This is a genomic window from Arthrobacter sp. AFG20 (genome assembly GCF_002892795.1).
In the GTDB taxonomy this organism is placed as follows: Bacteria; Actinomycetota; Actinomycetes; order Actinomycetales; family Micrococcaceae; genus Arthrobacter.
Window position 1 is genome coordinate 21,935 of the sequence record NZ_PJMC01000011.1, and the last position, 24,419, is coordinate 46,353.

General features: G+C 64.9%; 20 protein-coding genes and 3 pseudogenes. 7 read left to right on the forward strand and 16 right to left on the reverse strand.

Going from position 1 to position 24,419, the window contains the following annotated elements; genetic code table 11:
* Positions 1 to 332 precede the first annotated feature (332 nt).
* The 8 genes and pseudogenes from galE to CXZ05_RS13920 all read right to left on the reverse strand — a co-directional run bounded on the left by galE (position 333) and on the right by CXZ05_RS13920 (position 10,506).
* Positions 333 to 1,329, reverse strand: a pseudogene (galE, locus tag CXZ05_RS13885) (UDP-glucose 4-epimerase GalE).
* Between the two features lie 83 nt (positions 1,330 to 1,412).
* Complete coding sequence (locus CXZ05_RS13890; RefSeq protein ID WP_102973141.1) at positions 1,413 to 3,623, reverse strand: alpha-galactosidase; 2,211 nt, start codon at positions 3,621 to 3,623, stop codon at positions 1,413 to 1,415.
* 88 nt (positions 3,624 to 3,711) lie between these two features.
* A complete protein-coding gene (gene mgrA, locus CXZ05_RS13895) occupies positions 3,712 to 4,767 on the reverse strand; it encodes an L-glyceraldehyde 3-phosphate reductase (protein WP_102973142.1) in 1,056 nt (351 codons plus the stop codon).
* Positions 4,768 to 5,020: 253 nt separating this feature from the next.
* Positions 5,021 to 6,811 carry a hypothetical protein gene (locus tag CXZ05_RS13900; RefSeq protein WP_102973143.1) on the reverse strand — a complete coding sequence of 597 codons (1,791 nt, stop codon included), beginning with the start codon at positions 6,809 to 6,811 and terminating at the stop codon, positions 5,021 to 5,023.
* Between the two features lie 102 nt (positions 6,812 to 6,913).
* Entirely contained in the window at positions 6,914 to 7,135 is a 222-nt protein-coding gene (locus CXZ05_RS13905) for a hypothetical protein (RefSeq protein ID WP_102973144.1), read from the reverse strand.
* Between the two features lie 85 nt (positions 7,136 to 7,220).
* Positions 7,221 to 8,567, reverse strand: a complete 1,347-nt coding sequence (locus CXZ05_RS13910; protein ID WP_102973145.1) for a sugar ABC transporter substrate-binding protein — start codon at positions 8,565 to 8,567, stop codon at positions 7,221 to 7,223.
* A 73-nt stretch (positions 8,568 to 8,640) separates the two neighbouring features.
* The gene (locus CXZ05_RS13915) at positions 8,641 to 9,540 is read right to left on the reverse strand and encodes a carbohydrate ABC transporter permease (RefSeq protein ID WP_102973146.1); all 900 of its coding nucleotides are present in this window, start codon (positions 9,538 to 9,540) and stop codon (positions 8,641 to 8,643) included.
* A gap of 12 nt (positions 9,541 to 9,552) precedes the next feature.
* Positions 9,553 to 10,506, reverse strand: coding sequence for a carbohydrate ABC transporter permease (locus tag CXZ05_RS13920; protein WP_102973147.1), 954 nt, complete (start codon positions 10,504 to 10,506; stop codon positions 9,553 to 9,555).
* Positions 10,507 to 10,659: 153 nt separating this feature from the next.
* Between CXZ05_RS13920 and CXZ05_RS13925 the strand changes: the two genes are divergently transcribed.
* Together CXZ05_RS13925 and CXZ05_RS13930 are read left to right on the forward strand one after the other, a co-directional pair.
* Positions 10,660 to 11,892 (forward strand): Gfo/Idh/MocA family protein, encoded by a 1,233-nt coding sequence (locus tag CXZ05_RS13925; RefSeq protein ID WP_102973148.1) that lies wholly within the window; start codon positions 10,660 to 10,662, stop codon positions 11,890 to 11,892.
* 20 nt (positions 11,893 to 11,912) lie between these two features.
* Positions 11,913 to 12,974, forward strand: coding sequence for a LacI family DNA-binding transcriptional regulator (locus CXZ05_RS13930; RefSeq protein ID WP_374754660.1), 1,062 nt, complete (start codon positions 11,913 to 11,915; stop codon positions 12,972 to 12,974).
* Between the two features lie 174 nt (positions 12,975 to 13,148).
* Here CXZ05_RS13930 and CXZ05_RS13935 read toward each other — a convergent pair.
* The 4 genes and pseudogenes from CXZ05_RS13935 to CXZ05_RS13950 all read right to left on the reverse strand — a co-directional run.
* A pseudogene (locus CXZ05_RS13935) lies at positions 13,149 to 13,319 on the reverse strand (IS3 family transposase); the annotation flags it as partial.
* Between the two features lie 34 nt (positions 13,320 to 13,353).
* Positions 13,354 to 14,061 (reverse strand): annotated as a pseudogene (locus CXZ05_RS13940) (integrase core domain-containing protein).
* 20 nt (positions 14,062 to 14,081) lie between these two features.
* Positions 14,082 to 15,143: an IS110 family transposase gene (locus CXZ05_RS13945; protein WP_102973150.1), complete on the reverse strand. Its 1,062-nt coding sequence runs from the start codon at positions 15,141 to 15,143 to the stop codon at positions 14,082 to 14,084.
* Positions 15,144 to 15,564: 421 nt separating this feature from the next.
* A complete protein-coding gene (locus CXZ05_RS13950; protein ID WP_102973151.1) occupies positions 15,565 to 15,912 on the reverse strand; it encodes a hypothetical protein in 348 nt (115 codons plus the stop codon).
* Between the two features lie 181 nt (positions 15,913 to 16,093).
* Here CXZ05_RS13950 and CXZ05_RS13955 point away from each other — a divergent pair, with 181 nt between their 5' ends.
* The 3 genes from CXZ05_RS13955 (at position 16,094) to CXZ05_RS13965 (ending at position 17,606) form a co-directional block, all read left to right on the forward strand.
* Complete coding sequence (locus CXZ05_RS13955) at positions 16,094 to 16,363, forward strand: hypothetical protein (protein ID WP_102973152.1); 270 nt, start codon at positions 16,094 to 16,096, stop codon at positions 16,361 to 16,363.
* 61 nt (positions 16,364 to 16,424) lie between these two features.
* Positions 16,425 to 16,727 (forward strand): DUF4193 domain-containing protein, encoded by a 303-nt coding sequence (locus CXZ05_RS13960; RefSeq protein WP_102973153.1) that lies wholly within the window; start codon positions 16,425 to 16,427, stop codon positions 16,725 to 16,727.
* 330 nt (positions 16,728 to 17,057) lie between these two features.
* Positions 17,058 to 17,606, forward strand: coding sequence for a hypothetical protein (locus CXZ05_RS13965; protein WP_102973154.1), 549 nt, complete (start codon positions 17,058 to 17,060; stop codon positions 17,604 to 17,606).
* A gap of 136 nt (positions 17,607 to 17,742) precedes the next feature.
* Here CXZ05_RS13965 and CXZ05_RS13970 read toward each other — a convergent pair whose 3' ends face one another.
* The 3 genes from CXZ05_RS13970 to CXZ05_RS13980 are packed head-to-tail and all read right to left on the reverse strand — an operon-like array spanning position 17,743 to position 21,404.
* Entirely contained in the window at positions 17,743 to 19,299 is a 1,557-nt protein-coding gene (locus tag CXZ05_RS13970; RefSeq protein WP_102973155.1) for an APC family permease, read from the reverse strand.
* 12 nt (positions 19,300 to 19,311) lie between these two features.
* Positions 19,312 to 20,337, reverse strand: coding sequence for an agmatine/peptidylarginine deiminase (locus CXZ05_RS13975; protein WP_102973156.1), 1,026 nt, complete (start codon positions 20,335 to 20,337; stop codon positions 19,312 to 19,314).
* Positions 20,334 to 21,404, reverse strand: a complete 1,071-nt coding sequence (locus CXZ05_RS13980; protein WP_102973157.1) for a nitrilase-related carbon-nitrogen hydrolase — start codon at positions 21,402 to 21,404, stop codon at positions 20,334 to 20,336. Before CXZ05_RS13980 ends, CXZ05_RS13975 begins: the two co-directional genes overlap by 4 nt.
* A 229-nt stretch (positions 21,405 to 21,633) precedes the next feature.
* Here CXZ05_RS13980 and CXZ05_RS13985 point away from each other — a divergent pair, with 229 nt between their 5' ends.
* On the forward strand, positions 21,634 to 22,113 hold the full coding sequence (locus tag CXZ05_RS13985) for a Dps family protein (RefSeq protein ID WP_102973158.1): 480 nt from the start codon (positions 21,634 to 21,636) through the stop codon (positions 22,111 to 22,113).
* Positions 22,114 to 22,225: 112 nt separating this feature from the next.
* Here CXZ05_RS13985 and CXZ05_RS13990 read toward each other — a convergent pair whose 3' ends face one another.
* On the reverse strand, positions 22,226 to 23,773 hold the full coding sequence (locus CXZ05_RS13990) for an MFS transporter (RefSeq protein WP_180987393.1): 1,548 nt from the start codon (positions 23,771 to 23,773) through the stop codon (positions 22,226 to 22,228).
* Between the two features lie 72 nt (positions 23,774 to 23,845).
* Here CXZ05_RS13990 and CXZ05_RS13995 point away from each other — a divergent pair, with 72 nt between their 5' ends.
* The gene (locus CXZ05_RS13995) at positions 23,846 to 24,385 is read left to right on the forward strand and encodes a TetR/AcrR family transcriptional regulator (protein WP_076803542.1); all 540 of its coding nucleotides are present in this window, start codon (positions 23,846 to 23,848) and stop codon (positions 24,383 to 24,385) included.
* The last annotated feature ends 34 nt before the right edge of the window (positions 24,386 to 24,419 follow it).

The window sequence follows — 24,419 nt, forward strand, 5'->3', positions numbered from 1 at the left end:
CTGCTGTTCTGCTCACCGCAGCCGATGAGACATCCGCCGCCCGTCTGCGGGGGCGCATCCAGGGCAGGACTTTCAGGAACATCTTGACCGCAGCAATGCCACCGCACGGGAACTTGAGCTGCTCACACCACGATGGGTCCATCGATGTCGCACGGACGACCGCAGCGTCCAGGACATCGCTGCCGACCTCCTGCCGCTCATCGGATGGACAGCCAACTCTGCCGGCTAAGGCTCGCTTAACCGGGTGAACACCCGCCCGGCAGATAGTTGGAACTGGCAAGAATCGCCCCGTGAGTTCGCCGCGCTTTCCGCTGACTTGGAGCGCCCGGAATCTATCGATATGCGAACTCACGTCTGGGCCGGTCCTCGCACATCTGGTCCACGGTCTTGGTGGCGAACCAGCTGAGGTCCACCAGTGCCGAGGTGGCATCCGCCCAGAACGCGGGGAGGCCTCCGGCGCGGCGTCCGGTGATCTCGTAGGGGATGGGCAGGCCGACTGCCTTTTCCGAATGAGCGAAGGACTTCCAATACGGAGGAACCTTTGCCGGAGCCGAGGTTCCAGCGGAAGACGCCGGTGCGGTCCGCGACGTGGTTCAGGGCGGCCACGTGGCCTTCGGCAAGGTCGACGACGTGGATGTAGTCACGCAGGCAGGTGCCATCAGGGGTGTCGTAGTCGCCGCCGAACACCATGAGCTTCTCGCGGCGTCCCACGGCCACTTGGGCGATGAAAGGCACCAGGTTGTTGGGGATGCCCTGGGGGTCCTCACCGATGCGGCCGGACGGGTGCACCCCCACCGGGTTGAAATAGCGCAGCAGGGCGATGTGCCAGCGGCTGTCCGCCGCGCCAAGGTCCGCCAGGATGTCCTCGATCTGCTCCTTGCCACGGCCGTAGGGGTTGTTGGCGCCGATCTCCATCCTCTCCACGTAAGGGATGGGGTTGTGTTCGCCGTACACGGTGGCGGAGGAGCTAATACGATTGAACGGACGTCATGGCAGTCCATGACTCGGATCAGGTTCAGGGTCCCCACGAGGTTGTTGTAGTAGTACTTGAGCGGTTCGCGCACTGACTCACCCACGGCCTTGAGCCCGGCGAAGTGGATCACGGCGTCGATCGTATGGGCGGCAAAGACGCCTTCCACTGCGGCTTCGTCCACCAGGTCCACGTTGTGCAATCCGCGGTCCTGCCGCTGAGCTCGGCAACCCGGCGCAGTGATTCTTCGCTGGAGTTCAGGAGGTTATCAATCACCACCACATGATGGCCGGCTTCCTGCAGGGACAAGACTGTGTGAGAACCGATGTACCGGTGCCACCTGTGACCAAAATTTTCATGTGCATCCTGAATTTGATCAAAGCCTGCCCGCCGTTCCGCCGGTTCCGGACAGCGGGCAACGTCGAGGCAGGCTTTCCAATTGCTACAGGGCGGTGATTTTAAGCAGGAGTGCGTGCTCGGGGTTGAGGACGGGCATGGGCAGTCCCACCTCGGCCAGGATATGACCGCCGGCAATGGCGCCGTCCGCCATCCAGGCCGGGGGTTTGACCTGCGCGAATGTGTGCGAATAGTCGGCGTCGCCCGGGGCCGGGAAGATGGGCTCCACACGGTACTCCCGGTCCGGCTCCAATCCGGGGATGGAGATCCGTCCCGGTTGTTCCGAGGGGGCGGTGCGTGTGCGGACCAGGGCGAACAGTGCCGCAGTGGAGCCCGGAGAAACGGTGGCCTGGGAGGCATCGCTGGGGGCCACGACGCCGTGCAGCATCAGGGAATCGCCGGGCACGTCCGAGCGGACCATGCGCCCGGAGTGAATCAGGCCGCGGTGTTCCTTGTAGAGGGCGATGAAGCGTTTGAGTTCCTCACGCTCGGCGCCCTGGACCCCGCGGACGTCCCATTCCATGCCGAAGTGGCCAAACAAAGCCGTGATGGCACGGAACGATAGGTCGTGCGTGCGGGCCGTGGTGTGCGAGGTGGTGGGGCCGACGTGCCCGCCCACGAGTTCGGGCGGGACCACCAGCCCGGTCCAGCGCTGGATGGTCTGCCGTTCCAGGGCATCGTTGCAGTCCGAGGCCCAGATGCGGTCCGTGCGTTCCAGGATGCCCAGGTCCACACGGGCCCCGCCGGAGGAGCAGCTTTCAATCTCGACGCCGGGATGGGCCTTCTTGAGCTCGTCAAAGAGCCGGTAGGCGGCCAGGGTTTGTTCGTGGACCGAGGAGCGGCCGGCATGGCCGTGCTCCAGCTGGTCCCTGTTCTGGTCCCACTTCAGGTAGCTGATGTTGTTCTCGCGCAGCAGGGCGTCGACGCGGTCGAAAATGTACTGCCACGCGTCCGGGTTCACAAGGTCGATCACCTGCTGGTTCCGCCATTCGATCGGCAGGCGGCCGCCGTCCTTGTAGCTCTGGACGGAAGGACCAACGATCCAGTCGGGGTGCGCGCGGACAATGTCGGAGTCCAGGTTGACCATTTCGGGTTCCACCCAGAGCCCGAATTCCATCCCGCGGGAGGTGACGGCGTCGATGAGCGGTGTGAGCCCGTTGGGCCAGAGGGTTTCGTCGACGTACCAGTCGCCGAGGCCGGCGTGGTCGTCGCGGCGGCCGCGGAACCAGCCGTCGTCGAGCACAAAACGCTCGACGCCAAGATCCGAGGCGGACTCGGCCAGTTCGATCAGCGTGTCGATGTTGTGGTCGAAGTAGACGGCTTCCCATGTGTTCAGCACCACCGGGCGCGGCTTTCCGGCGGGCAGGCCGGTAGCGGCAGCGGGCAGCACGTGGTGCGGGCGGTTGCGGAACCAGCTGTAGAAGGCCTCGCTGATGCCGTCCAGGCCGCGGCCGGAGTAGGCGGCGAACAGCGCAGGGGTGGTGTAGCTGGCACCCGGCTGGAGGATGACTTCGGCGGGGCCGAGGAGCTCGGAGCCGCCGATCATGGTGCGGCCATCGCCGATGCTGTCGGCAAACTGTTCGTGGTTGCCGCTCCAGGCCAGGTGCGTGGCCCAGACCTTTCCGTGGCGGTTGCCGAAACCGGCGGTCCCGGCTGCGAAGAGCAGTGAGGAGTCGTGCCCGGTGCGGCCGTGTCGGCCGGTGCGGACCCAGGTGCCCTGCTGGATGGGGCGCCGCTGCGGGTGGCGTTCCCGGCACCAGCGTCCGGTCAGGTCAAGGAGTTCGACGGCGGCGGGTGCCACCGGGAGCACAGTGGCCAACTCGTCGAGCTGGTAAGGCGTGGTTCCGGTGTTTGTGACGGTGTGGCATAGTTCCAGCAGGCCGCCGTCATGCAGGGTCAGGGCGGACGATACGCGGATCCCGGCGTCGGCGTCTGCCTGGATGATGACGACGGCACCAGCGCCGTCCGATGCCACCTCAGCCACGCGGAGCCGGACGGAGAAGTCGTAGCCGGGAACGCCGTCGGCAATGCGGTGACCGCGCAGAGCGGGCCGGCCCCGCCAGCTGGATGAGGCCTGCGGCAGCAGGCCCGCGGGAACGGTGGCGTCGGCGGACGACGGCGGGATGGCCGCCTTGAGGATAGCGAGGTCCGGCAGGGTGCTGCCAAGGTCCGTGCCCCAGTGGATGACCTCGGCCTCCCCGCTGTCGAAGCTGATCACCAGGCTGGTGCCGGCGGAACGGAGGTGGAGGGGTTTCATTGATGTTGTCCTTCTGTGTGGGAGTAGCGGGCTGGGGCTGCAGGCTGCGGGATACTCGATGCCCGCGGCGCAGTAGGTATGGGGGTCGCTAGTTGGAGAGGGCGTTGATCTGTTCCTTGGCATGAGCGATGTCTGATTCAGCTGCGAATTCGTCGATGGCCGCGAGTTCCTCGCCGGTAAATGCGAGGTTGTTTATGGCGGATAGCGTGTCTTCCAGTTGCTGGACGCTGGATGCACCCACCAGGGCCGAGGTGACGGATGATCCCTTGGGCTGATCGCGCAGGATCCAGGCGATGGCCATCTGCGCGAGTGATTGCCCGCGGCCGGCGGCGATCCTGTTGAGCCCGCGGACACGGTCCAGTTTGTCCTCGGTCAGGGCCGATTTGGACAGGAACCTGGCCTTGGCGGCGCGCGAATCGGCCGGGATGCCGACCAGGTAGCGGTCCGTGAGCATGCCCTGTGCCAGCGGCGAGAAGGCGATGGACCCCGCCCCCACCTGGTCCAGCGCCTCGTAAAGGTTCGGCGTTCCGTTTTCGGGCCACCGGTTGAGCATGGAGTAGCTGGGCTGGTGGATCAGCAGCGGCGTCCCGAGGTCCTTCAGGATCCGGGCAGCCTCAAGAGTCTGCTCCGGACTGTAGGAGGAGATGCCCGCGTAGAGCGCCTTGCCGGAACGCACCGCCTGGTCCAGTGCGCCCATGGTTTCTTCCATCGGGGTTTCGGGGTCCGGGCGGTGGCTGTAGAAGATGTCCACGTAGTCCAGGCCCATCCGGCCCAGCGACTGGTCCAGGCTGGCCAGCAGATACTTGCGGGAACCAAAGTTGCCGTACGGGCCCGGCCACATGTCGTAACCGGCCTTGCTGGAGATGATCAGCTCGTCCCGGTACGGCTTGAAGTCGTCCTGCAGGTGGCGGCCGAAGTTGGTTTCGGCCGAGCCGTCCGGCGGGCCGTAGTTGTTGGCCAGGTCAAAGTGGGTAACGCCGAGGTCGAAGGCGCGGCGGAGAATGGCGCGCTGTTCATCGAAGCGCTTGTCGTCGCCGAAGTTGTGCCACAGGCCCAGGGAGATGGCCGGAAGTTTCAGACCGCTGCGTCCGACGCGGCGGTAGGGCATGGATTCATAGCGGGTGTTCGCAGCAGAATAAGTCATCGGTGCCTTTCTGCCTGCCGCGGCAAGAAGCCGGGCCGGCGCATGGTGCGGGAGGTTAAAGCAGGAATGAACCGGCCGGAAAGGGTCAAACCAGGACGTCAGCAGGTACCTGAGGGCCGCAACAAAGCCAGGGTGGCACTGACGCTGTGGTGCGGACAGTACTGGGATGCTTCGAGCGAAGCTCAGGCTGCGTTTCGCGGCGGGTGTGCAGCCTCCCGCCATCCGACGCTGCACACCCCCGTTTTTTCGTACGTTATTCAGCCTCGACGGTTAGCGTGGCCCGGTAGGCTGCCCAGTGCTGCGCTGTGGCGTGCAGGGACGCGGGCGGGATGGGTTGTTCGCGGGGGTCGGGTACATCGAGGCGGTCGGTGTAGTAGAGGCTGGGAACCCCGAGACCGGCTTGTGCCGAGGTCCAGTTTTGGTAGGCGGCCTGGCTGGGCAGGGCCCAGCCGTCGGTGTCGATCAGCAGTTCCGGGCATGCAGAGGTGGCGACGCGGGCCCGGTGGGTCATGGTGTCGAGGACGCCGGTGCCGGGGGTGGTGTTGGGTGGTTCGACATGGCCGCCTGGCTGGTCGAGCATGAGCACGTCGTTGAGGCGGAGCATGTCTGACACGTCGCGGAAGCCGGGGTCTGGTGTGTGGGTGACCACCAGGGCGCCGGGGTTGATCTCTTTGATGGCTTGGTAAAGGACTGCGAGCAGTTCGTGGAGCAGGTCGATGCCCCATGACGACCCGGCATGGGTGAGGGCAGATCCGGCGGGGGTGGAGGCGGTGAAGTCTATTTTGATCCCGTCGGCACCGAGCTCGCCGATCATGGACCGTGCTGCTTGCTGGATCAGCTTGCGCCCGGCCGGTGATTCGGGGTCGAGGGCGACCGGCTGACCGGTGTGGTCACGGACGCAGGCTTCCGGTGGTGCGCCCTCGGTGTCCCAGGCCTTGTACCAGAGCAGCACCCGCTGGCCGGCGTCATGCCGTTCCCGGATCCACCCGGCCATGTCCGGCCATTTTTCGGTGTCGGGGCGGCAGGTGGCATAGTCCTGCTGCCATTTGTCGTCGATGACGATGGTCCCGGGCACGATTCCGTGCGTGGCGAGCGTGTTGAGATAGCCGTCGTAGTCTGTCTGGCGTGCCCTATCCACTGCGGTGCGCTGACCGCCGATTGAGGCCATTGCGTCGGCGTTTTGGGCGCCCCAGCCGCAGAACATCGGCTCGAGCCACTCTGGTGAGGGCGGGGCCTGGGTGCGGGCGGGCAGCAGACCTCGGGCGTCGAGCAGCTCGCGGTAGCGTTTGAGCCCGTCGTAGGGGTCATCGGCGAGGAACAGCAGGAGTGTGGGTGTGCTGAAGTGGCCCTCGACTGAGGTGTGTCCGTCGTAGTCGTAACGGAGGGAGAAGCCCGGGGTGAGGGCGTCGTAGGTGAGTTGGGTGAAGGGGCGCCGCGTGGCTGCGACACCGATCATCAGGCAGGGCCCGCCCGATGCCAGGGACGCGGCGGGGTCCGCGGGGGAGAGGGCCAGGCACAGCGGGGGTGGGGTGAAGAGCCATCTTCCGACGCCGGGCTGGCCACCGTCTCCTACTACGCCCAGGGCTGCGGATTCCCCCGCGGGGCGGAGGACCTGCCATGGCCGGTCCGGGTTGGGGGAGAAGACGGTGCTGTGCAGCAGGTCACTGGGCAGCAGACCGGAGCCGGCCACGTGGGCGCCGAGCTGGCGGATGGATGTGATGCGGCCTGTGCCCTGGACGGTGGTGGTCAGTTCGAGGGCGTCGCCTTCGGCGCGCAGCTGGGTGTGGTGGTGCTGCCACAGTGAGCTCGTTGCCGTGATTTCGACCTGGGTGAGGTTCCTGTCGGGGGCGTTGACGTTGACGTCTGTGACACGGATTTCGTCATTGCCGGCGGTCGTGTTGATGCTGGCAAGCAGGCGAAGGCGCGCCAGGGATGCGCCGTCGGGGGTGGCCAGGGTGAGGACCTGACGCGCAGGGTCGATCGAGATCTCCATCCCGGCGGCCAGGAAGGGACGTGTGCTGTTCGCATGCAGGTCCAGGGTCAAGGGGTTCTCCGTGGGTTGGGTTGGGTTTTCCGGCGGCGTTTCATCCCGTGGGATGGGTGTTTCCTGGTCATGGTTTGCAGGGGAGGCTGTTCCCGGTGCGGGTTACCATTCCTGCCTTTCCTGGATGGTTCCGTACGGGATATCGGGGCGGAGCTGGACGGTGAAGTCCCGGGCGGAGTGCCGGGCAACGAGGATCCCTTTGCCGCCGCAGAGCGGGGCCCGTTCGGCGAGGATATTCACCGCGTTGTCCAGTTGTTCCTCTAATTGGCTGCGTTTCTGGACCCGAACGTGGAGGAGGTCTTCATTTGATGCATTGGTGTACATGGTGGTCCTGTAGGGGTGGATCGTTGTCGCGCGGGTGGAAGAGGCGGAACCGAAAAGGCCCCGCCCCTCCATCAGCGTCGGATGGTTACTTGAAGAGGGCGTTGACCTTTTCGTTGATCTCGGTCAGGCTGCTGGCGTCCTTCTTGCCTGACAGCACAGCGTCCATTGCCGGCGCCATGAGGCCATCGACCTTTGTCGCGTTTTCGGTGATGGTGAAGAGGAAGGTCGTGCCGTCCTTGACGTGGGTGGTGAAGGCGTTGACGTTGACGCCCTTGGCCTCGAAGGCCGCGGCGGCCTTTTCGGAAGAGCTCTTGACGGCGGGGAAAACTACACCCTTGGAGGCTACGACGTCCTGGCAATCGGTGGAGGCGAGGTATTCGACCCACTTGACGGAAGCAGCCGGGTTCTTGGTGCCGGCCCAGATCGAGTCGGCCAGGCCGTTGAACATGGACGCGCGCTTGCCGTTGGGTCCCTTGGGTGTCGGGGCGATGCCGGCTTTGATGCCCTTGTAGCTGGTGTACTGGCCGATCATCCAGGAGCCGTTGACGTTGATGGCGGCCTTCCCCGCCCCGAAGACGTCTGACATGCTGGCGCCGACGGTGGTTTCAAGCTTGGGCATGTAGCCCTTGTCGACCAGGCCGGCCCACCAGGAGATGGTTTCCTGGAACTTGGGGTCGTCGTAGTTGAACTTGGTGCCCCAGGGGTTTTTGTCGGTGTGGGTCCAGCCGGTGGTGCCGGTGAGGTAGCTCCATTCGGCCTGGCCCTGGCCGGAGCCCCCGCCGGCGAGGCCCATGCCGTAGACGGCGACGTTGTTCTTGTCGAAGCCGGCTTCGTCGCCGCGTTTGCCGTTCTTGTCCACGGTGAGGTGGGCGATGGCCTTTTCGTAGCTGCCGCCGTCCTGCGGGTTCCAGTCCAGGTTGGCCATCTGCTCGGCGGTCAGGCCCGCGGAGTCCGTCATGGCCGTGTTGTAGAACAGGCCTACGGTGTCCCAGTCCTTGGGCAGGCCGTAGCGCTTGCCGTCCTGGCCCACCCAAAGGTCCGCGAGGCCCTCGTTGTAGATCGAGAGGTCAATCTTGTCGTTCTTGACGGCGTCATCGAGGGGCAGCAGCTGCTTGGTCTTGATCAGTTCCGGGTATTTGGTGAGGTGGTTCGTGAAGACGTCCGGTGCGTTTCCGGCGACGAATCCGTTGGTCAGGGTGGTCCAGTAGTCGCCATAGCCGCGCTGGGTGATCTTGACTTTGATGTCGGGGTTGGCCTTGTGGAAGTCTTCCGCGCACTGTTTGTACGCGGGGAGCTGGTTGGCGTCCCAGAGCCAGTAGTTGATTTCGCCCTTGGCCTCACTGGCGGTGGTGGAGGTGGATCCGCCGCCGCAGGCGGAGAGGGAAACGGCGATGGCCGCGGCGGCAGCAACGGCGCCTAGGGTTTTCTTCATGATTGACCTTTCGAGGAGGGCTGAGCTTGCCCGGGTGGGGTGTGTGAGGGGAGAAGTGGTTGGAGTCTGCGGCTTATTTGATGCCGGAGAAGCCGATGGAGTTGACCACCTTCTTGCCGAAGGCGATGAACAGGATGATGACCGGCAGTGCGGCAACGATGGTGGCTGCCATCAGTCCGGACCAGTCCGGGGCGCCCTGCGGGGACTGTGATTTGAAGACACCCAGGCCCACGGTGAGGACCCGGGAGTTCTCATCATTGGCGACCAGCAGTGGCCAGAAGTACTCGTTCCATTGCCCCACGAACGTCAGCAGCGTGAGGGTGGCCAGCGGGGCGGCTGCATTCGGAAGCACGATCTGGAAGAAGATGCGCCAGTGCTTGGCGCCGTCGAGCATTGCTGCTTCCTCCACTTCGCGGGACATGCTGAGGAGGAACTGCCGCAGGAAGAAGATGGCGAAAATGGACATGAACAGAAAGGGCAGCGTTAGGCCGGCGAACGTGTTCAGCAGGCCCAAATTCTTGATGAGGAGGAAGTTGGGCAGAGCGGTGAAGATGCCCGGAATCATCATGGTGGCCAGGAATAGGGCGAAGACTTTGTCCCGTCCGGGCCAGCGGAGCCGGGCGAAGGCGTAGGCGGCCAGGGCGCTGAAGAAGACCTGGGACGCTGTTGTTACGGTGGAAAAGAGGATCGAGTTGCGCAGGTACACCCAGAAGTCGATGGCTGCACCGGAACCGCCTTCGGCGAGGGCTTCCTCGGTGGACTGCATTCCAAAGACACGCTTGAACGCGCCCCAGGAGAAGTCTGCCGGCAGCAGGTTCGTGGAGTTGGAGGCCAGCGATCCATTGGTGGAGAACGCAGTACGAATCATCCAGAGGAACGGGAGGATGGTGGCGATGAGTGCAAGGACCACTAGCGCCCAGGCACCGATACGGCGCCAGTTGGTTGGTTTGCGGGTAAGGGTTTGGGTAGTCATGGCTGGGATTCCTTAGTCCAGATCCGATTCATTGCCCTTGAGGAACTTCATCTGGATGAAGGCCACCAGGGCGAGGATCACGAAGAGAACGACGGACAGGGCCGAGGCGTAGCCGAAGTCCGATTCGGCGAAGGCCTTTTGGTAGATGTACATCTGGATGACCCGGGTGGCGTTGACCGGGCCGCCGTTGGTGGTGATCGCGACGGTATCGAAGACCTGGAAGGAACCGATGACGCTGACTACCAGGACCAGTGCCAGGACCGGGCGCAGCAGCGGCAGGGTGATGCTCCAAAACGTCCTCGTTGGCGACGCGCCGTCCAGGGATGCCACTTCGTAGACATGGTGGGGAATGGCCTGGAGGCCGGCGAAGATCAGCAGGGCGGTGTAGCCCATGTGCTTCCAGACGTTGACGACGGCGATAGTTGGGATGGCCCACTGTTCGCTGCCGAAGAAGGCGACGCGGGGAAGCCCCATCCAGCTGATGATCTCGTTGACGATGCCCAGCTGGTAGTCCAGCATCCAGAACCAGAGTAGGGCCACGACCACATTCGCGACAAAGAACGGCAGCAGCAGCGCGCCGCGGACAAAAGTTGATTTCGCCACGCCGTGCATCAACAGCGCCAGGCCCAGGGCGATGGCGAACTGCAGGACCATGTTGAGACCCACGTATTGGAGGGTCACGGCCATCCCGTTCCAGAAGAGCTCATCCTTGAAGATCGCCGTGTAGTTGTCGACGCCGATCCATTCCGGCTCACCGAGGATGCTGTACTCGGTGAAGCTCAGGTAGACGCCGCGGACGGTAGGGACCAAGCAAAAGGCCACGAGCCCGATCAATGCCGGGAGAACGAACAGCAGCGCGACTTTCAGGTCGCCAAGCCGGCGGACCAGGCTCTGCTTGGGAGCTTTACCGGCCATGGGCCGCGGGGCCGGACCGGCTTTGCCCCGATGTTTGGTAATGGTGGTCATCTTTGATCCCTCTCCTGTGAGGTAGGTAACACTTGGCCGCTACTCTACGCGCGTTGCAGGAGCTAATGCAACCGTTTCCCTCTAAATCGAAGGTTTATCGGGTCAATCTAAAAGCGTGTTGACGCGCGTAGATTTTTACCGCATGCTTTTTCCATGACTTCTTCAATTGGAATCGTTGGTGCAGGACAGTTCGCAGGCGTATTCGCCAAGCTCTTCGCTGCCCACCCCGGAATCTCAGACATCTACTTCACCGACCTCATCACTGAGCGTGCAGAGGAACAAAGCAGCATCCTCGGCGCGACAGGGACGTTCGACAGCTTTGAGGCAATGCTTGAAAGCGACGTCGACGCCGTAGCAATCTTCACCCAGCGCTGGACCCACGGGCCCCTGGTGGTGCAGGCCCTGCGGGCCGGCAAGCACGTCTACTCTGCTGTGCCGATGGCGATCTCCGAAACGGAGATCGAAGCAATCATCGAAGCGGTCCGGGAGACCGGCCTGACGTACATGATGGGTGAGACCAGCTACTACAACCCGGCAACCGTGTTTGCCCGCAAGAAGCGGGCCGAGGGCGCTTTCGGCCGGATCTTCTACGCCGAGGGCGACTACGTCCACGATATGGATCTCGGTTTCTACGACGCCTACCAGTACAGCGGCGGAGAAAACTGGAAGCGCACTGCGAGCTATCCGCCCATGCTCTACCCGACCCATTCCGTGGGCGGTGTCCTCGGAGCGACCGGCTCCCACGCCGTGAGCGTGAGCTGCGTCGGCGTTAAGGATCAGCGTCAGGACGGCGTTTTCGACAAGGACGTCAGCATGTTCGAAAACGACTTCTCCAACGCCACCGCACTCTTCGAAATGAACGACGGCGGCGCCATGCGGATCAACGAGATGCGCCGCGTGGGCTACCCCTCCCACATCCGCGAATCCCGGTTCCGCTACTTCGGCACCGAGGCAAGCATGGAGCAGCTCGCCCTGGTCAGCGTCTGGCAGGACAAGCACACTGTGACAGACATCAGTGGTGACCTTGAGACTCAGGCCACCATGGACATGGATGACCCCATGTTGGCCAATGTGGCTCCTGCCTTGCGTGATGCCTTTGTTTCCGGTATGGCGTCCGTGCACGACACCGATCGCCTGCCGGCGGAGTTCCGCGGCCTGCCCAACGGGCACGAGGGCAGCCACCACTTCCTCGTGGACGACTTCGTTACCGCGATCAACACCGGCACCCTGCCTCCAGTCAACGCTTGGGAAGCGGCCCGCTACACGCTGCCCGGCATCGTTGCCCACCAGTCCGCCCTGCGCGGAGGCGAACGCCTGCCGGTGCCCGACTTCGGCGACGCCCCGGCAGAGCTGCCCCGCCCGGCCCTTCGCGAATCCGCCAAATAAACCCCGTTAGCATGGTTGCCATGCCGCACCCCACCTCACACGCCAAGGCCGCCGTCACACGCGACGACGTCGCCAGGTTGGCAGGGGTCAGCCCCGCCGTCGTCAGCTACGTGGTCAACGGCGGGCCCAGGGCCGTTTCCCAGGCGAACGAGGCCAAGGTGCGGCAGGCAATCAAGGCACTGGGCTACCGGCCCAACGCGGCAGCCAGGGCACTTGCCCTGGGCTCCAGCGAAATGCTCGGCATGATCGTCTCCGACGCCATGAACCCGTTCTTCGCCTCGCTCGCCCGCGCCGTCGAAAACGCCGCGGCCGAGCGGGGCTACACCCTCCTGCTGGCGGACTCCCAGGCCTCGCTGCGCACCGAGCGCCGCCTCATCAAGAACTTCGCCGCCAGAAGGGTGGACGGGCTGTTCCTCTGCAGCATGCTGTTCGAGCCCGACCTGATGGACCTCGAACAAGCAGACATTCCCGTCGTGCTCCTGAACCACAGCACCGACCTCGCCACGGCGGGCAGTCCCGCCGTCATGAAACACGGCGCAGGAGACCACGGCTCCAACTCCGTTGGAGTGGCCTTCCAGGACGGAGCGCGCATGGCGGTGGAGCACCTCATCAGCCACGGCCACCAACACATCGGGCTGGTCATGGGCGGCAACGCCGGCGGCGACCTCGACGCACGCGAAGTCGGATGGCACCAGGGCATCCAGAACGCCGGCCTCACCCCGGGCCCGATCGTCAGGGCACCGTTCACCCGCGAAGGCGGGCACCGCGCCGGACAGGAACTGCTCGCCCGCGCCGAGCGGCCCACCGCCGTCTTCGTCAGCTCCGACCAGCAGGCAGTGGGCCTGCTCTGCGCCCTCCACGAAGCCGGCCTGCGGGTACCGGAGGACCTCGCGGTCTTTGCCTTCGACGGCTCACCCGAATCCGAGTACACCTGGCCCCGGCTCAGCACAGTCGCCCAACCCGTCAAAGACCTCGCACAAACCGCCCTGGAAGCCCTCCTGGCCCCCAACCCGGGAGGGGAAAGCCAAACGAAAATCTTCCCCACCGAACTCGTACTGCGCACATCCTGCGGCTGCCACTGACGCAAACACAGCCTTCTCGGCGGCGCTAAAAGCGATCACCTGCGGATGGAGTGCCCGCTCTCCGGGCAGGACGTCCGCGACCGTACCCCGGCGGCGGGTGCGTTTCCTGCTGCACGGAAGTCACCCGGAAACCGCCGCAGCTGCTTCCTGCCCCGGCGAACCCCACCGACTGTCTTAGGCCGCCACGAGCGCGGTCCGGTTGATTGTTTCATATTCGATGGGCGTGAGTTTTCCCAGCCGTCTTTGCCGTCGCCGGCGGTGGTAGGTCCGCTCGATCCAGGTCGTGATGGCGAGGCGCAGTTCCTGTCTGGTGAGCCACCACTGACGGTCCAGGACGTTCTTTTGCTCTGGCGTCCAGGAGCTGTCATGTGGTCTAGAGCTAGGTGTATTGACCTGAGAGGTTAGTGACGCGGCTGGCTGGTGGCTGACCTTTGAGTGAGGTGTGGCCTCGGTGATGATTGTAGTGATGGAGCCAGTCGGCAAAAGCGGCAACACGCTCGGCCTCTGATGCATAGGGCTTGGCGTAGGCCCATCCATCGAGCATGGTGCGGTTGTAGCGCTCGACTTTGCCGTTGGTCTGTGGCCTGTACGGGCGGGTGCGTTTGTGCTTGATGTCTGGGCCAGGGCGTCCTTGAACGCGTAGGAGCGGTAGCAGGAGCCGTTGTCGGTCAGCACTCGTTTGACGGTGAAGCCGCAGGACTCAAAATAGGCGTTGGCGCGCGTCCAGAAACCGGCGGCGGTTTCCTTCTTCTCATCGGAAAGGATCTCGGTGTAGGCGAGCCGGGAGTGGTCGTCGACGGCGTTGTGCAGGAAGGCGTAGCCCGGTCACCGGTTCGGTGCCGTGCCGGTCTTGTTCCGTTTACCCGTAGCCCTACCCAGACTGCGGTGGCCGCCGCCGTCCGGGATCCGCTCCAGTTTCTTGATGTCCCTCACCGTGGTCCCGGTAGCGGCCAGCCCAGCGTGACGCGGTCGTTACCGATTCCTGGAACCGTTCAGCGGCCCGGCGCAGCGGCCATCCCTCCTCGACGACGCACTGGGCCAGCCTGAGCCTGCCCTTGGGCGTGAGGATCGCATTAGCATGGGACATGACACTCCTATAGACATTTTTCAAGTAATGCCCGGTTCGTTTATGCGGAGTGTTTGCACGAGGACAGGGAAGACTTGGCGTGCGATGTAGCGCTTGAGGCAGCGCATGATTTCCTTCTTGCCGAGACCTTCGGCCGTTCGTCTGGCGACGTAGTCTTTGGTTGGCTGGTGGTATCTCATCCTGACCAGCACGATGTGGTGAAGAGCCGAGTTGGCTTTACGATCACCACCCCGGTTTAGACGGTTCCGTTCTGTCTTCCCTGATGAAGCAGGCCGTGGGCAAGTGCCGGTCAGGGCTGCGAATTGGTTCTCGCTTCTTAGGCGTGCCGTGTTGTCGCCGGCGGTGATGAGCAGTTGGCTTCCGGTATCAGGGCCGGATCCGAAGACGTTCATGAGGCCGGGTGCGTGGGCTTTCAGGAGACGATCGATTTGAGCCGTGAGATCCCGGACCTGCTCATCAAGTTCCTGGTAGCGCTTCGCCAGCAGACGAAGCGCGTAGCGGGTGCATTCTTCCGAGGTGACAGGCTGCCGCTGGGGACGGGTGGCAGCCAACGCCGCGACGAGCCGCGGTGTTGTCAACGACCGGTATGGTGAGCGCACGTTCTCAGGGGCACTGACGAGCATGGCTTTGATCTGGTTGATGGTTGCGGTGCGGTCGCGCAGCGCAGACTCGCGGACCGTCCGCAGGCTTCGCAGGGCTTCGACGAGCCCGTTGCGGCCCTTCGGTGCGGAACTGGCCCTGCCGCTCATGACCGCTTCGGCGGCGCTGTAGGCATCGAGCTGATCCGTCTTTCCTCGCCGCCGGCGTTGATCACGGCTCGGGCTGTTCACCTCAACAACCTCGAATTTTGCTGTCGCCAGTTGCCGGGTAATTTCTGCGCCGTAGCTGCCCGTGCATTCAACTCCGATGCCAAGAGCGTTGCCGTTGGCGCGGATGAACTCGATAATCTTCCGGTATCCACCGGCGGTCGCTGGAAACTCCTGGTCCGTCAGTTGACGACCGTGCTCGTCGGTAACGGCCACGTAGTGGGTTTCCGCGTGGGTATCTATCCCCACATACACGTTGGGGCTTTTGCGTTGCATGATGGTTCTAGCGCACCTTTCCGTTTTCAATGGGGGGTGCGCGGCCGGGCGGGTATGCCAGTCAGTTCACTATTGGGACGCTTGTCAGACTCCTATCAGGACATGGCAGCCTGCCCGGCCACGCCTCTTGTGAGGCTGGCCGATCGGCAGGTCATGTCGAGGACAACTCCCACCCGTCGAGACGGAAGGGCGCGTCAGAAGACCTCTGGGCCAGACCGGCAACCCCGGGAGCATTCTTCTCCTCTCCCGCATGCCAGGCCGGCTGCCATGCCGTTAGTCAGGCCAGAACTTCTTGACCCTCACACACCAATAGTGAAGACCTCCTTGTGGATCGGACTCTAGACAAGCCCCACTCCACTCGGAGGTCTTCTTCTTGTCACCTATCCACGCCGACCGTTCCTAACGTCCGTGGGTATTACAGCTAGTCCGCGTCAATCTCCTCCAGCAAGTCCTTTGCGGCCTTGCGGATGTCGTCGTGGTCGTACTGCGCCGCCCGGCTCTCCAGCGAAATAATGGCGCAGCGGTGGACCTTATTAAGGTCCCCGATAGGAAAGCTCACGCTGCCCTTGGTGCCCTCGGATTTCTCCTTATCAATGCCGAGATGCCACTTCGAGAACTCGTCGAAGCCGTGCTTGTCGATAAAGGAGTTCTCGTCGTCCGCTGACGGCGCGTGTTCACTCCAGTCATCACGGACATCCCGCTCCACCTTCCCCTTCTTCACGAGGCTGCGTGCGTGCTCCAGTGCCTTGCGGTTCAGTTTCGTCGCCATGTGGTGCCTCCGCCTGCTGGGTGGTCAGATCCAGGAACAGCTCAAGGCTAGGACCGACGACGGCGCCCCGCCAGTCCGCTCTGCTGTGCGGCGCATCTGCCGGGAGACTTAGCCCGGAGACTTAACGGCCAGGAGACTGCGCGGAAACGTGCCCACAACACGGGCCGCATAGCTTGGCGCCATGACCATGACACAGATGCTCACCCGGATGCGGGCGGCGCTCGCGGAATCCCTGCTCTTTCCTCCGGTTCCTGCCACTGCCCAGCAGGCCAACGATGCCCTTCAGGAGGTCACGCGCTGGGCCTGGCTGCCTCCGCTCAGCGGGGTTGCCGTCGCGGCAGACCACGCGCCCAGAAGCCACCCAAATGACGCCGGCAAGGCCGTGGAACAGGCCGAAAAGACCAATAAGTGTCGCCTTGGCCACACTATTCTTGACGTGGCCGATTTATGACCTAAACTGCTTCACTGAGGTGCCTGAATGGCGCTGTGCAGCAACGAAAGTGAACAACGCTATGGCTACCGACTACGACGCCCCACGCAAGACAGAAGAAGAGACTCCCTCCGAGTCTCTGGAGGCCCTCCAGGCGTCCCGCGGCGGCGGCGCCCAGACCGCCGTCATCGACCTCGACGAGAACGACACCGCCGAGGGCATCGACCTTCCGGGCGCCGATCTTTCCAACGAGGAACTGACGGTCATCGTCGTTCCCGAGCAGTCCGATGAGTTCACCTGTGGCTCCTGCTTCCTGGTCCGTCACCGGTCCCAGGTAGCCAAGGAAAAGAACGGCCTGAAGTACTGCCACGACTGCGAAGGCTAAAACTGCCATACGCAGACCTGCTTTGCAGCCAGGCAGCCTTCATAGCCAGGCAGCCGCCAGAGCAAAGCCACGCGAGGCGCCGGCTCCCCACGGGGAGGCCGGCGCCTCGCTTTTTCCCCAATAAACGCCGTTATCCCTGGTAACGGAAACGTGGAGAAAGGGCCACGAACGTCTCTCGATGCCCTGAAAAGGACGCCGGGAATTACGGCCTCGTGACCCGTAATTCGCAAGGCTAACGGTTGCGCCCCGAACCGGCCACAACCCTCGTATAGGGCGTTTGGCGCTCCTACTCTGGAAGTATCCAAACACTCACCCGAAAGGGGTGGCCACATGAAAAAACTCCCCGCCTGGCTCACAGTCATCCTCATGGCTGTTGGACTGGGCCTGCTGGCTCCGGGCTCCGCCTCGGCAGCTTCCTACTGCGGGCAGGTGTGGGGCTCGCTGGCGAAGGCAAACCAGACCACGAGCACCGCAGCCGTCACCAACGTCCGCACAGGGCAGCACTACTGCTTCGACCGCCTCGTGATCGACCTCAAGGGCAAAGCCAAGGGCTACAACGTCCGCTACGTGTCCAAGGTGGCCCAGGAAGGCTCCGGCCAGCCGCTCAATCTCCGTGGCAAGGCATTCCTGCAACTCACCATCAACTCGCCGGCCTATGACAATGCCACCGGCAAGGCCACCTTCATCCCCGCCAACCGGTCCGAGGTGACCAACGTGTCCGGGTACCACACGTTCCGGCAGGTGGCGTGGGGCGGCAGCTTCGAGGGCTACACCACACTTGGCCTCGGCGTCCGTGCCCGGCTGCCGTTCAAGGTGTACACGCTGGACGGCCCCGGATCCGGCTCCCGGCTCGTCGTCGACGTCGCCCACTACTGGTGAGTTGCCTGCGGTAGGGGCACACGCCAGCTGACGGGACAAGGGGGTCCCTGAGACGCTGGCTGACTCCAGCAAGAGCAGCGATGCCCCGCCTCCCGGACCGGGAGGCGGGGCATCGCTGCTGGTGCAAGCGGAAACGCTATTCGGGAACCACCAGCGCGGGGGTGTCCTGGCGGATGGTGTCGCCGCGGAAATAGCCGGGCCGCAGCCGCGCCATCACCAGCATGAAGACGATCCCAAGGGCCAGAATCCCCACGCCGAGCACGAACACGAGCCCCACGCCGAAGATCTCCGAACCGCTGCCGAACTCCGGTGCCCAGCTGTCCGCGGCCGTCTGGATGAAGACGACGGTGAGGACCAATCCGCCCAGCACGGGGAACAACAGCCGCATGAAGAAGTTGCGGACGCTGGAGAACAGGCTGTGCCGGAAGTACCACGTGCAGGCGAAGGCCGTGAGGCCGTAGTAGAAGCAGATCATCAGGCCCAGCGCCAGGATGGTGTCGTTGAGGACGTTCTCGCTGACCACCTTCATGACGGCGTAGAAGCCGCCGGAGATCCCGCCCGCGATCAGCGTGGCGAAGCCGGGGGACCCGAAGCGCTTGCTGACCGACGCGAAACGCGGCGGCAGGGCCCCGTAGTGACCCATGGCCAGCAGGCTGCGTGCTGGGGAAGCCATGGTGGACTGCAGGGACGAGGCGGTGCCGGCGAGCACTGCGAGCGACATCAGGATGGCCAACGGACCCATGACCGGCGAAGCCAGCGCGGCGAAGACATTCGACTGGTTGTCCGGGTTGTTCAGGCCAATGCCGTCGGCGCCGGTGCCTGCCACCATCATGGTGGCCACGATGACGGCGAGGTAGAGGGCCAGGACAGCGATCGCCGTCGTGGTTCCTGCCTTGCCCGCGGTGCCCTTGCCGCCCTTGGTTTCCTCATTCACGGTCAGGCACACGTCCCAGCCCCAGTAGACGAAAACGGCGAGTGACATACCGGCGGTGAACTGCTCGAAGCTCTCGATCCTGGCGGGGTTGAACCAGTCCCAACTGAACGCGAGGGACGGACCGGCGTCACCGGATGCTGCGTGCGTGAGCGCCATGATGATGAAGACGCCCAGGACCAGGACCTGGAAACCGACCAGGCTGTACTGCACGAGCTTGGTGGCGTGCAGGCCGCGGTAGCTGACCCAGACGGCGAGAGCCACGAACGTGAGGCAGGTGGCAATATTGAGTGCCGTGTTGGAGGTCAGGTCCGCGAGTTCGGGGTTATTGAACACCTGGGCCAGGAAGAGGTAGAAGAAGTCCACCGCGACGCCGGCCAGGTTGGACAAGACAATGATGTTGGCGGCGAGCAGACCCCAGCCGCCCATCCAGCCGACGAACGGGCCGAACGCCTTTGTCGTCCAAGTGAATGTGGTTCCGCTGTCCGGGGAGTCGGCGTTGAGCTCCCGGTAGGCGAACGCCACCAGGATCATCGGGATGAACGCGACGATAAAGATCGCCGGCAGCTGCACGCCCACCGTACCGACTGCGGGTCCCAGTGAACTGGTGAGGCTGTAGGCCGGAGCCACCGAGGAAATACCCAGGACGACGACGGCCAGAAGCCCCAGCTGCCCGCCCTTCAGGCCCTTTGCGGTGATGCCGTGGGTTGCCTCGCCGGCCGGGGAATTCCCGCCGGGCTGGATGCTCGTGGTTTGGCTCATGACTGGCCCTTTCTAGATGGCAGCGGGCTGCTGCTGGGTGATGCAGTGAATGCCCCCGCCGCGGGCGAAGAGTTCGCGGGCATCGATGCCCACGACTTTGCGCCCGGGATACGCATCAGCGAGGATGCGGAGTGCCTTCTCGTCGTTGGGGTCGGAGAACGTGCAGGCGATGACTCCGCCGTTGACCACCACATGGTTGATGTAGCTGTAGTCCACGAAGCCCTCCGGATCCGTCAGGGCAACGGGCGCCGGGACTTCGATGACCGACCATTCCCGGCCCGCAGCATCCGTAGTGGAGGACAGGAAGCTGATGATCTCGCGGCTCACCTCGTAGTCCGGGTGGGCGGGGTTCTGCTGGGAATGGACCAGCAGGGTGCCCGGGGACGGGATGGCGGCAACGATGTCCACGTGCCCGCGCGTTCCGAACCGCTGTGAGTCACGGGTGAGCCCGCGCGGCAGCCAGATCACCTTTTTGGCGCCGATGGTCCTGGCCAGTTCGGCCTCGACGTCGGCCTTGCCGAGTCCGGCGTTGCGGCCCGGATCAAGCTGCACCGTTTCGGTGACCAGCACCGTGCCCTCGCCGTCCACCTGGATTCCGCCGCCCTCGTTGACCAGCTCGGACACGAGGTGCCGGGCGCTGGACCTGCCGGCCACCTCGGCGGCGACCAGCGAGTCCTTGTCCCACTGCGCCCAGTCCTGGGCGCCCCAGCCGTTGAAGACCCAGTCCACGGCGCCCAGGGCGCCGTTTCCGTCCAAGACAAAGGTCGGGCCAATGTCGCGCATCCAGGCGTCGTTGAGTTCCGCCGTCAGCACCTCGACGGCGGGGGACAGGTAGCGGGCGGCGGTCCCGACGTCGGACGGGTCCACCACCATGGTGACCGGTTCAAACTCGACGGCGGCGTTCGCGACGGCGGCCCAGACGGACCGGGCGGCGTGCGCCGCTTCCGCGGTGTCCCCGAGGGTGTAGCCGCCGGTGGGGAAGGCCATCCAGAGTCGCTCCTGAGGCGCCGTCTCGGCCGGCATGCGCCACGTGCTCACGCGCTTACCCCGGCGGCTGAGCTTGGGGCCACGCCGGTTGAGCCCGCCGAAACGAGCGCCTCCGGCGTGCCGAACGGCTCCTCCGGGCGGACCGGCTCGGTGAGCCGGGCGTAGGTGTCCGGGCGGCGGGTGGCCAGGAACGGGAACAGCGTCAGCCAGTCCTTGCGCTGGTCCAGGTCGAGATCGGCCACCAGGACCGCCGACTCGTCGCGCGGCGCCTGGACCAGGATGCGGCCGTAGGGGTCGGAGATGAACGAGGAGCCGTAGAAGTCCAGGCTGCCCTCCTGGCCCCAGCGGTTCGGGACCACCATGAACAGGCCGTTGGCGATGCCGTTGCCCACGATGACCTGCTGCCAGAGCGGCTGGGTGTCAAAGTCCGGGAACAGCGGCTCGGAACCGATCGCCGTCGGGTACACCAGCAGTTCGGCGCCGCCGAGGGAATACATGCGGGCCAGTTCGGGGAACCACTCGTCCCAGCAGGTGGGCATGCCCAGCCGGGCGCCGCCGAGTTCAGCCGGGGCGTGGACCTGGTAGGCGTCCTCCGCGGCGGGGCCCTGGCGGAAGAACTTGTCCTCGTAGTAACCGGCGGTCACCGGGATGTGGAGCTTGTGGGTGCGGGCCAGGAGCTCGCCGGACGGGGACACGAGGATGGAGGTGTTCAGGCCCAGGCCGTCATCCGAGCCGTCCGGGTTGCCGGCGTGCTGGTAGAGCGAGGCGTGGACGGTGATGCCGTTCCGGCGGGCTGCCTCGGAGGCGAAGCGGAAGGTGGGGCCAGTGAGCAGGTCTTCGGCGGCGTCGGAAGGGCGCGGCCGGTCCTGGCCCTGCCGCCCGAAGTCATTCTCCGGAACCTGGTCTGCGGGGTAGCGGGAGAGGGTGAGCTCGGGCAGGAACACCACGGTGGCGCCCAGCCGGGCGGCACGGTCGATGCCGTCGTTGAGTTCCGCGCGGAGTGCGGCGGCGCTGCTGTGCCAGCGGTGCTGCACGACGCCCACCCTCAAGGCGGGACGTCCGGACGGCGCTGTCGGGGCGAGCGAAGCAGGCGCGCTGAGGCAGGTTATTTCGATCATGATGATGATTTCTCCAGTGAGACGACCGTCACTAAATGAATGACGTTCATTTAGTATGCACCGGTGGCGGGGGCGTGGCAAGGGCATATTGAATGCCGCACATTTATGACCCCTCACGCGGGGTCCGGAAAGTAGTAAGTAAGCTGATCGTGAAATTTGGGCTCCGGCGCTCCCGGCGCCGAAGTGCCTGCGGTAGCGTCGGAACCACTGGACCATTCGAGGAGGATTCATGAAGGCTTCACCGACACTGACCAACAACATGCAGGCCGTCCTGGCGGACCTGATCGAACTGCACATCCAGGGCAAGCAGGCGCACTGGAACATCGTTGGAACCAACTTCAGGGATCTGCACCTTCAGTTGGACGAGATTGTCGACGCTGCCCGGGCCTTTGCCGACGACATGGCGGAGCGCATGCGCGCCCTGCATGCCCTGCCGGACGGGCGCAGCGCCACCGTGGCGAAGGCGACCCACCTTCCGCAGTTCCCCGACGGGCTCATCAACACCAAGGATGCGATTGACCGCATAGTCGCTGCCCTCGAAGCGGCCGTGGGCACCATGCGCAAGGTCCACGACGAGGTGGATGAGGAAGACCCCACCACCGCAGACCTGCTGCACACCTTCATCGAAAAGCTCGAGCAGTATGCGTGGATGGTAGGCGCTGAGAACATGAAGGCCTCGGCCAGCGTCACGCACCCCGACACCAAGTAGCCGGCGGGCCACGCGCCGCCGTCTGGCCAACGGGCAGCCCCGGAGAGATCTCTCCGGGGCTGCCCGTTTCCGTGCCGGCTGCCGTGCGCGCGGCGCCGGTTACTGCGCCCGGCTACTTCGCGCGCGGGACGCGGCGAAGTACGACGGCGGCGAGCACCGAGGCTCCTGCCATCAGTACCAGTGCAATCGCCGCGGTGATGTGGACGCCCGAATCAAACGCTGCCCGGGCGGCCGCCGTAAGTCCCTCGGCCACCGGGGCCGGCAGCGACCCGGCCAGCTCCATGGCGCCGGCCAGCGTTTCCCTGGCCTGGTCTGCGGACGCCGCAGGGATGGTTTGGGCAGCAGACTCGGGCAGGGAGAGGTGCTGCTGGTAGGACGCGGTCAGGATCGACCCCAGGATGGCTGTCCCCAGGAGTGAGCCCACTTCGTAGCCCGTCTCCGAGATGGCCGCGGCCGCTCCGGATTTTTCCGGGGGCACCGCTCCCAGGATGAGGTCGTTCGAGATGGTCTCGGCGGAACCCACACCCAGCGCCAGAATGAGGAGGGCAGCCAGCAGAGTGGAGGGGCCGGCGTCGTGATCCCCGAACGCCACCAGGGCGTAACCGGCGGCGCTCAGCGCCAGTCCCGCGGCAACCACGAATCCTGGCCGCACCTTCCGGACCAGCGGAACCACCAGCAGTCCTGCCACCACCATGGCGGCCAGGGCAGGCAGCATTGCCCTGCCGGATTCCGACGGCGACATGCCTTCAAGCAACTGCAGGTGCTGCGCCAGGAACAGGATGAAGCCGTTGTAAGAGAACAGCGCCAGGACATTGGCCGTGATCGCGGTGCTGAACACGCGGTTCCTGAACAGTGACAAGTCCAGCAGCGGGGATGCGAGGGCCTGCTGGCGGCGGACGAACACGAGGCCCATGGCCAGGCCAAAGGCGAGAACTCCGAGGGATTGCACGCCGGGGCCGTGGGTGGCCAGTTCCTTGATGCCGTAGACCACCGGCACCATGGTCAGCATCGACAGCGCAATGCTGGCCCCGTCCACCCGTCCCGGGCTGGGGTCCTTGGACTCAGGAATGAGGAAGCGGCCGAAGACCAGCGGCGGCAACATGATCGGTACGGCCACGAGCAGGACGGCGCCCCACCAGAAGTGCTCCACCAGCCAGCCGCCAAAGATCGGCCCCAGCGCGGCGCCGCCGGAGAACCCGGCAGCCCAGATAGCCACCGCCAGCCTCCGTCTGCCGGGCTCCCGGAAGATGTTGCGGATCAGGGACAGCGTGGACGGCATGAGCATGGCGCCGAAGAATCCCATGGCCGCGCGGCCTGCGATGAGCCACTCAGCGGTCGGGGCGAAGGCCGACGCCGCTGAGACCGCCGCAAAACCCGAAATGCCAACCAGCAGCAGCCGGCGCCGCCCGATCCTGTCGCCAAGGCTGCCCATGGCCACCAGGAGTCCGGCGAGCACCAGGGCATAGGCATCCACTATCCACAGCAGCTGCACGCCCGACGGGTCCAGGCTGCGGGCGACCGCGGGAAGGGCAAACGTCAGCGCGGTGTTGTCCACGGCCACCAGGAGGACCGGGAACATGAGCAGGGCCAGGGCCAGCCAGTCGCGCGCGCTGGAAGCCTGGTTGGCAGGTGTGCGCTCCCGGGAAAGGGCTGAGTTCATGGGCATCACTTAACTATACCGTCCAGACGGTATAGTTATAAACCTCCCGCCGAAACGGGCATGATGGAAGCCATGCCCAGAAAACCGGTCGCCCGCGGCGCAGTGCTCGATGCGTTTGAATCCCTGCTGATCGAGGTGGGGGAGCGGGCCGCCACCCTTGACGCCGTGGCTGCCCGCGCAGGTGTGTCCAAGGGCGGGCTGCTGTACCACTTTCCGAACAAGGAAGCGCTGATCGGCGTCCTGCTGGACCGGCTGGACGAGTTCGCGGAGGCGGACGCCCAGGCCATGGCAGCGGCTCCCGAGGGTGCTGCCGCCTACTTCATCAAATCGTCCGTCTGGGCGGACACCCCGCTGGACCGTGCCATCGTGGCCGCGACGAGGCTCGCCGAGGTGGCGCACGAGGAGACCCGGCGCCGGTTCGCCCACATCCAGCAGCGGTGGCTCGACGAGATCGCCCGCGACGTCGGGCCGGGCCTCGCGAAGGCAGTCCTGTACATGGGTGACGGGCTCTACTTCAACGCCATGCTGTCCATCGGCCCGGCCGCGACGCCGTCGGAGACCGCTGCCGACGTCGAAAGCCTCCTTGCCGCCCTTGACCGATTGCGGGGGTAGGCGCGGCCCGGGCCGCCCGTCGCCGGGGGTGTGC

Bases quoted from the DNA above. Each gene is read 5' to 3' on its own strand.
- CXZ05_RS13890 (WP_102973141.1), bottom strand. From the start codon at position 3,623: ATGAAACCCCTCCACCTCCGTTCCGCCGGCACCAGCCTGGTGATCAGC.
- mgrA (WP_102973142.1), bottom strand. From the start codon at position 4,767: ATGACTTATTCTGCTGCGAACACCCGCTATGAATCCATGCCCTACCGC.
- CXZ05_RS13905 (WP_102973144.1), bottom strand. From the start codon at position 7,135: ATGTACACCAATGCATCAAATGAAGACCTCCTCCACGTTCGGGTCCAG.
- CXZ05_RS13910 (WP_102973145.1), bottom strand. From the start codon at position 8,567: ATGAAGAAAACCCTAGGCGCCGTTGCTGCCGCCGCGGCCATCGCCGTT.
- CXZ05_RS13915 (WP_102973146.1), bottom strand. From the start codon at position 9,540: ATGACTACCCAAACCCTTACCCGCAAACCAACCAACTGGCGCCGTATC.
- CXZ05_RS13920 (WP_102973147.1), bottom strand. From the start codon at position 10,506: ATGACCACCATTACCAAACATCGGGGCAAAGCCGGTCCGGCCCCGCGG.
- CXZ05_RS13925 (WP_102973148.1), top strand. From the start codon at position 10,660: ATGACTTCTTCAATTGGAATCGTTGGTGCAGGACAGTTCGCAGGCGTA.
- CXZ05_RS13930 (WP_374754660.1), top strand. From the start codon at position 11,913: ATGCCGCACCCCACCTCACACGCCAAGGCCGCCGTCACACGCGACGAC.
- CXZ05_RS13945 (WP_102973150.1), bottom strand. From the start codon at position 15,143: ATGCAACGCAAAAGCCCCAACGTGTATGTGGGGATAGATACCCACGCG.
- CXZ05_RS13950 (WP_102973151.1), bottom strand. From the start codon at position 15,912: ATGGCGACGAAACTGAACCGCAAGGCACTGGAGCACGCACGCAGCCTC.
- CXZ05_RS13955 (WP_102973152.1), top strand. From the start codon at position 16,094: ATGACCATGACACAGATGCTCACCCGGATGCGGGCGGCGCTCGCGGAA.
- CXZ05_RS13960 (WP_102973153.1), top strand. From the start codon at position 16,425: ATGGCTACCGACTACGACGCCCCACGCAAGACAGAAGAAGAGACTCCC.
- CXZ05_RS13965 (WP_102973154.1), top strand. From the start codon at position 17,058: ATGAAAAAACTCCCCGCCTGGCTCACAGTCATCCTCATGGCTGTTGGA.
- CXZ05_RS13970 (WP_102973155.1), bottom strand. From the start codon at position 19,299: ATGAGCCAAACCACGAGCATCCAGCCCGGCGGGAATTCCCCGGCCGGC.
- CXZ05_RS13980 (WP_102973157.1), bottom strand. From the start codon at position 21,404: ATGATCGAAATAACCTGCCTCAGCGCGCCTGCTTCGCTCGCCCCGACA.
- CXZ05_RS13985 (WP_102973158.1), top strand. From the start codon at position 21,634: ATGAAGGCTTCACCGACACTGACCAACAACATGCAGGCCGTCCTGGCG.
- CXZ05_RS13990 (WP_180987393.1), bottom strand. From the start codon at position 23,773: ATGAACTCAGCCCTTTCCCGGGAGCGCACACCTGCCAACCAGGCTTCC.
- CXZ05_RS13995 (WP_076803542.1), top strand. From the start codon at position 23,846: ATGCCCAGAAAACCGGTCGCCCGCGGCGCAGTGCTCGATGCGTTTGAA.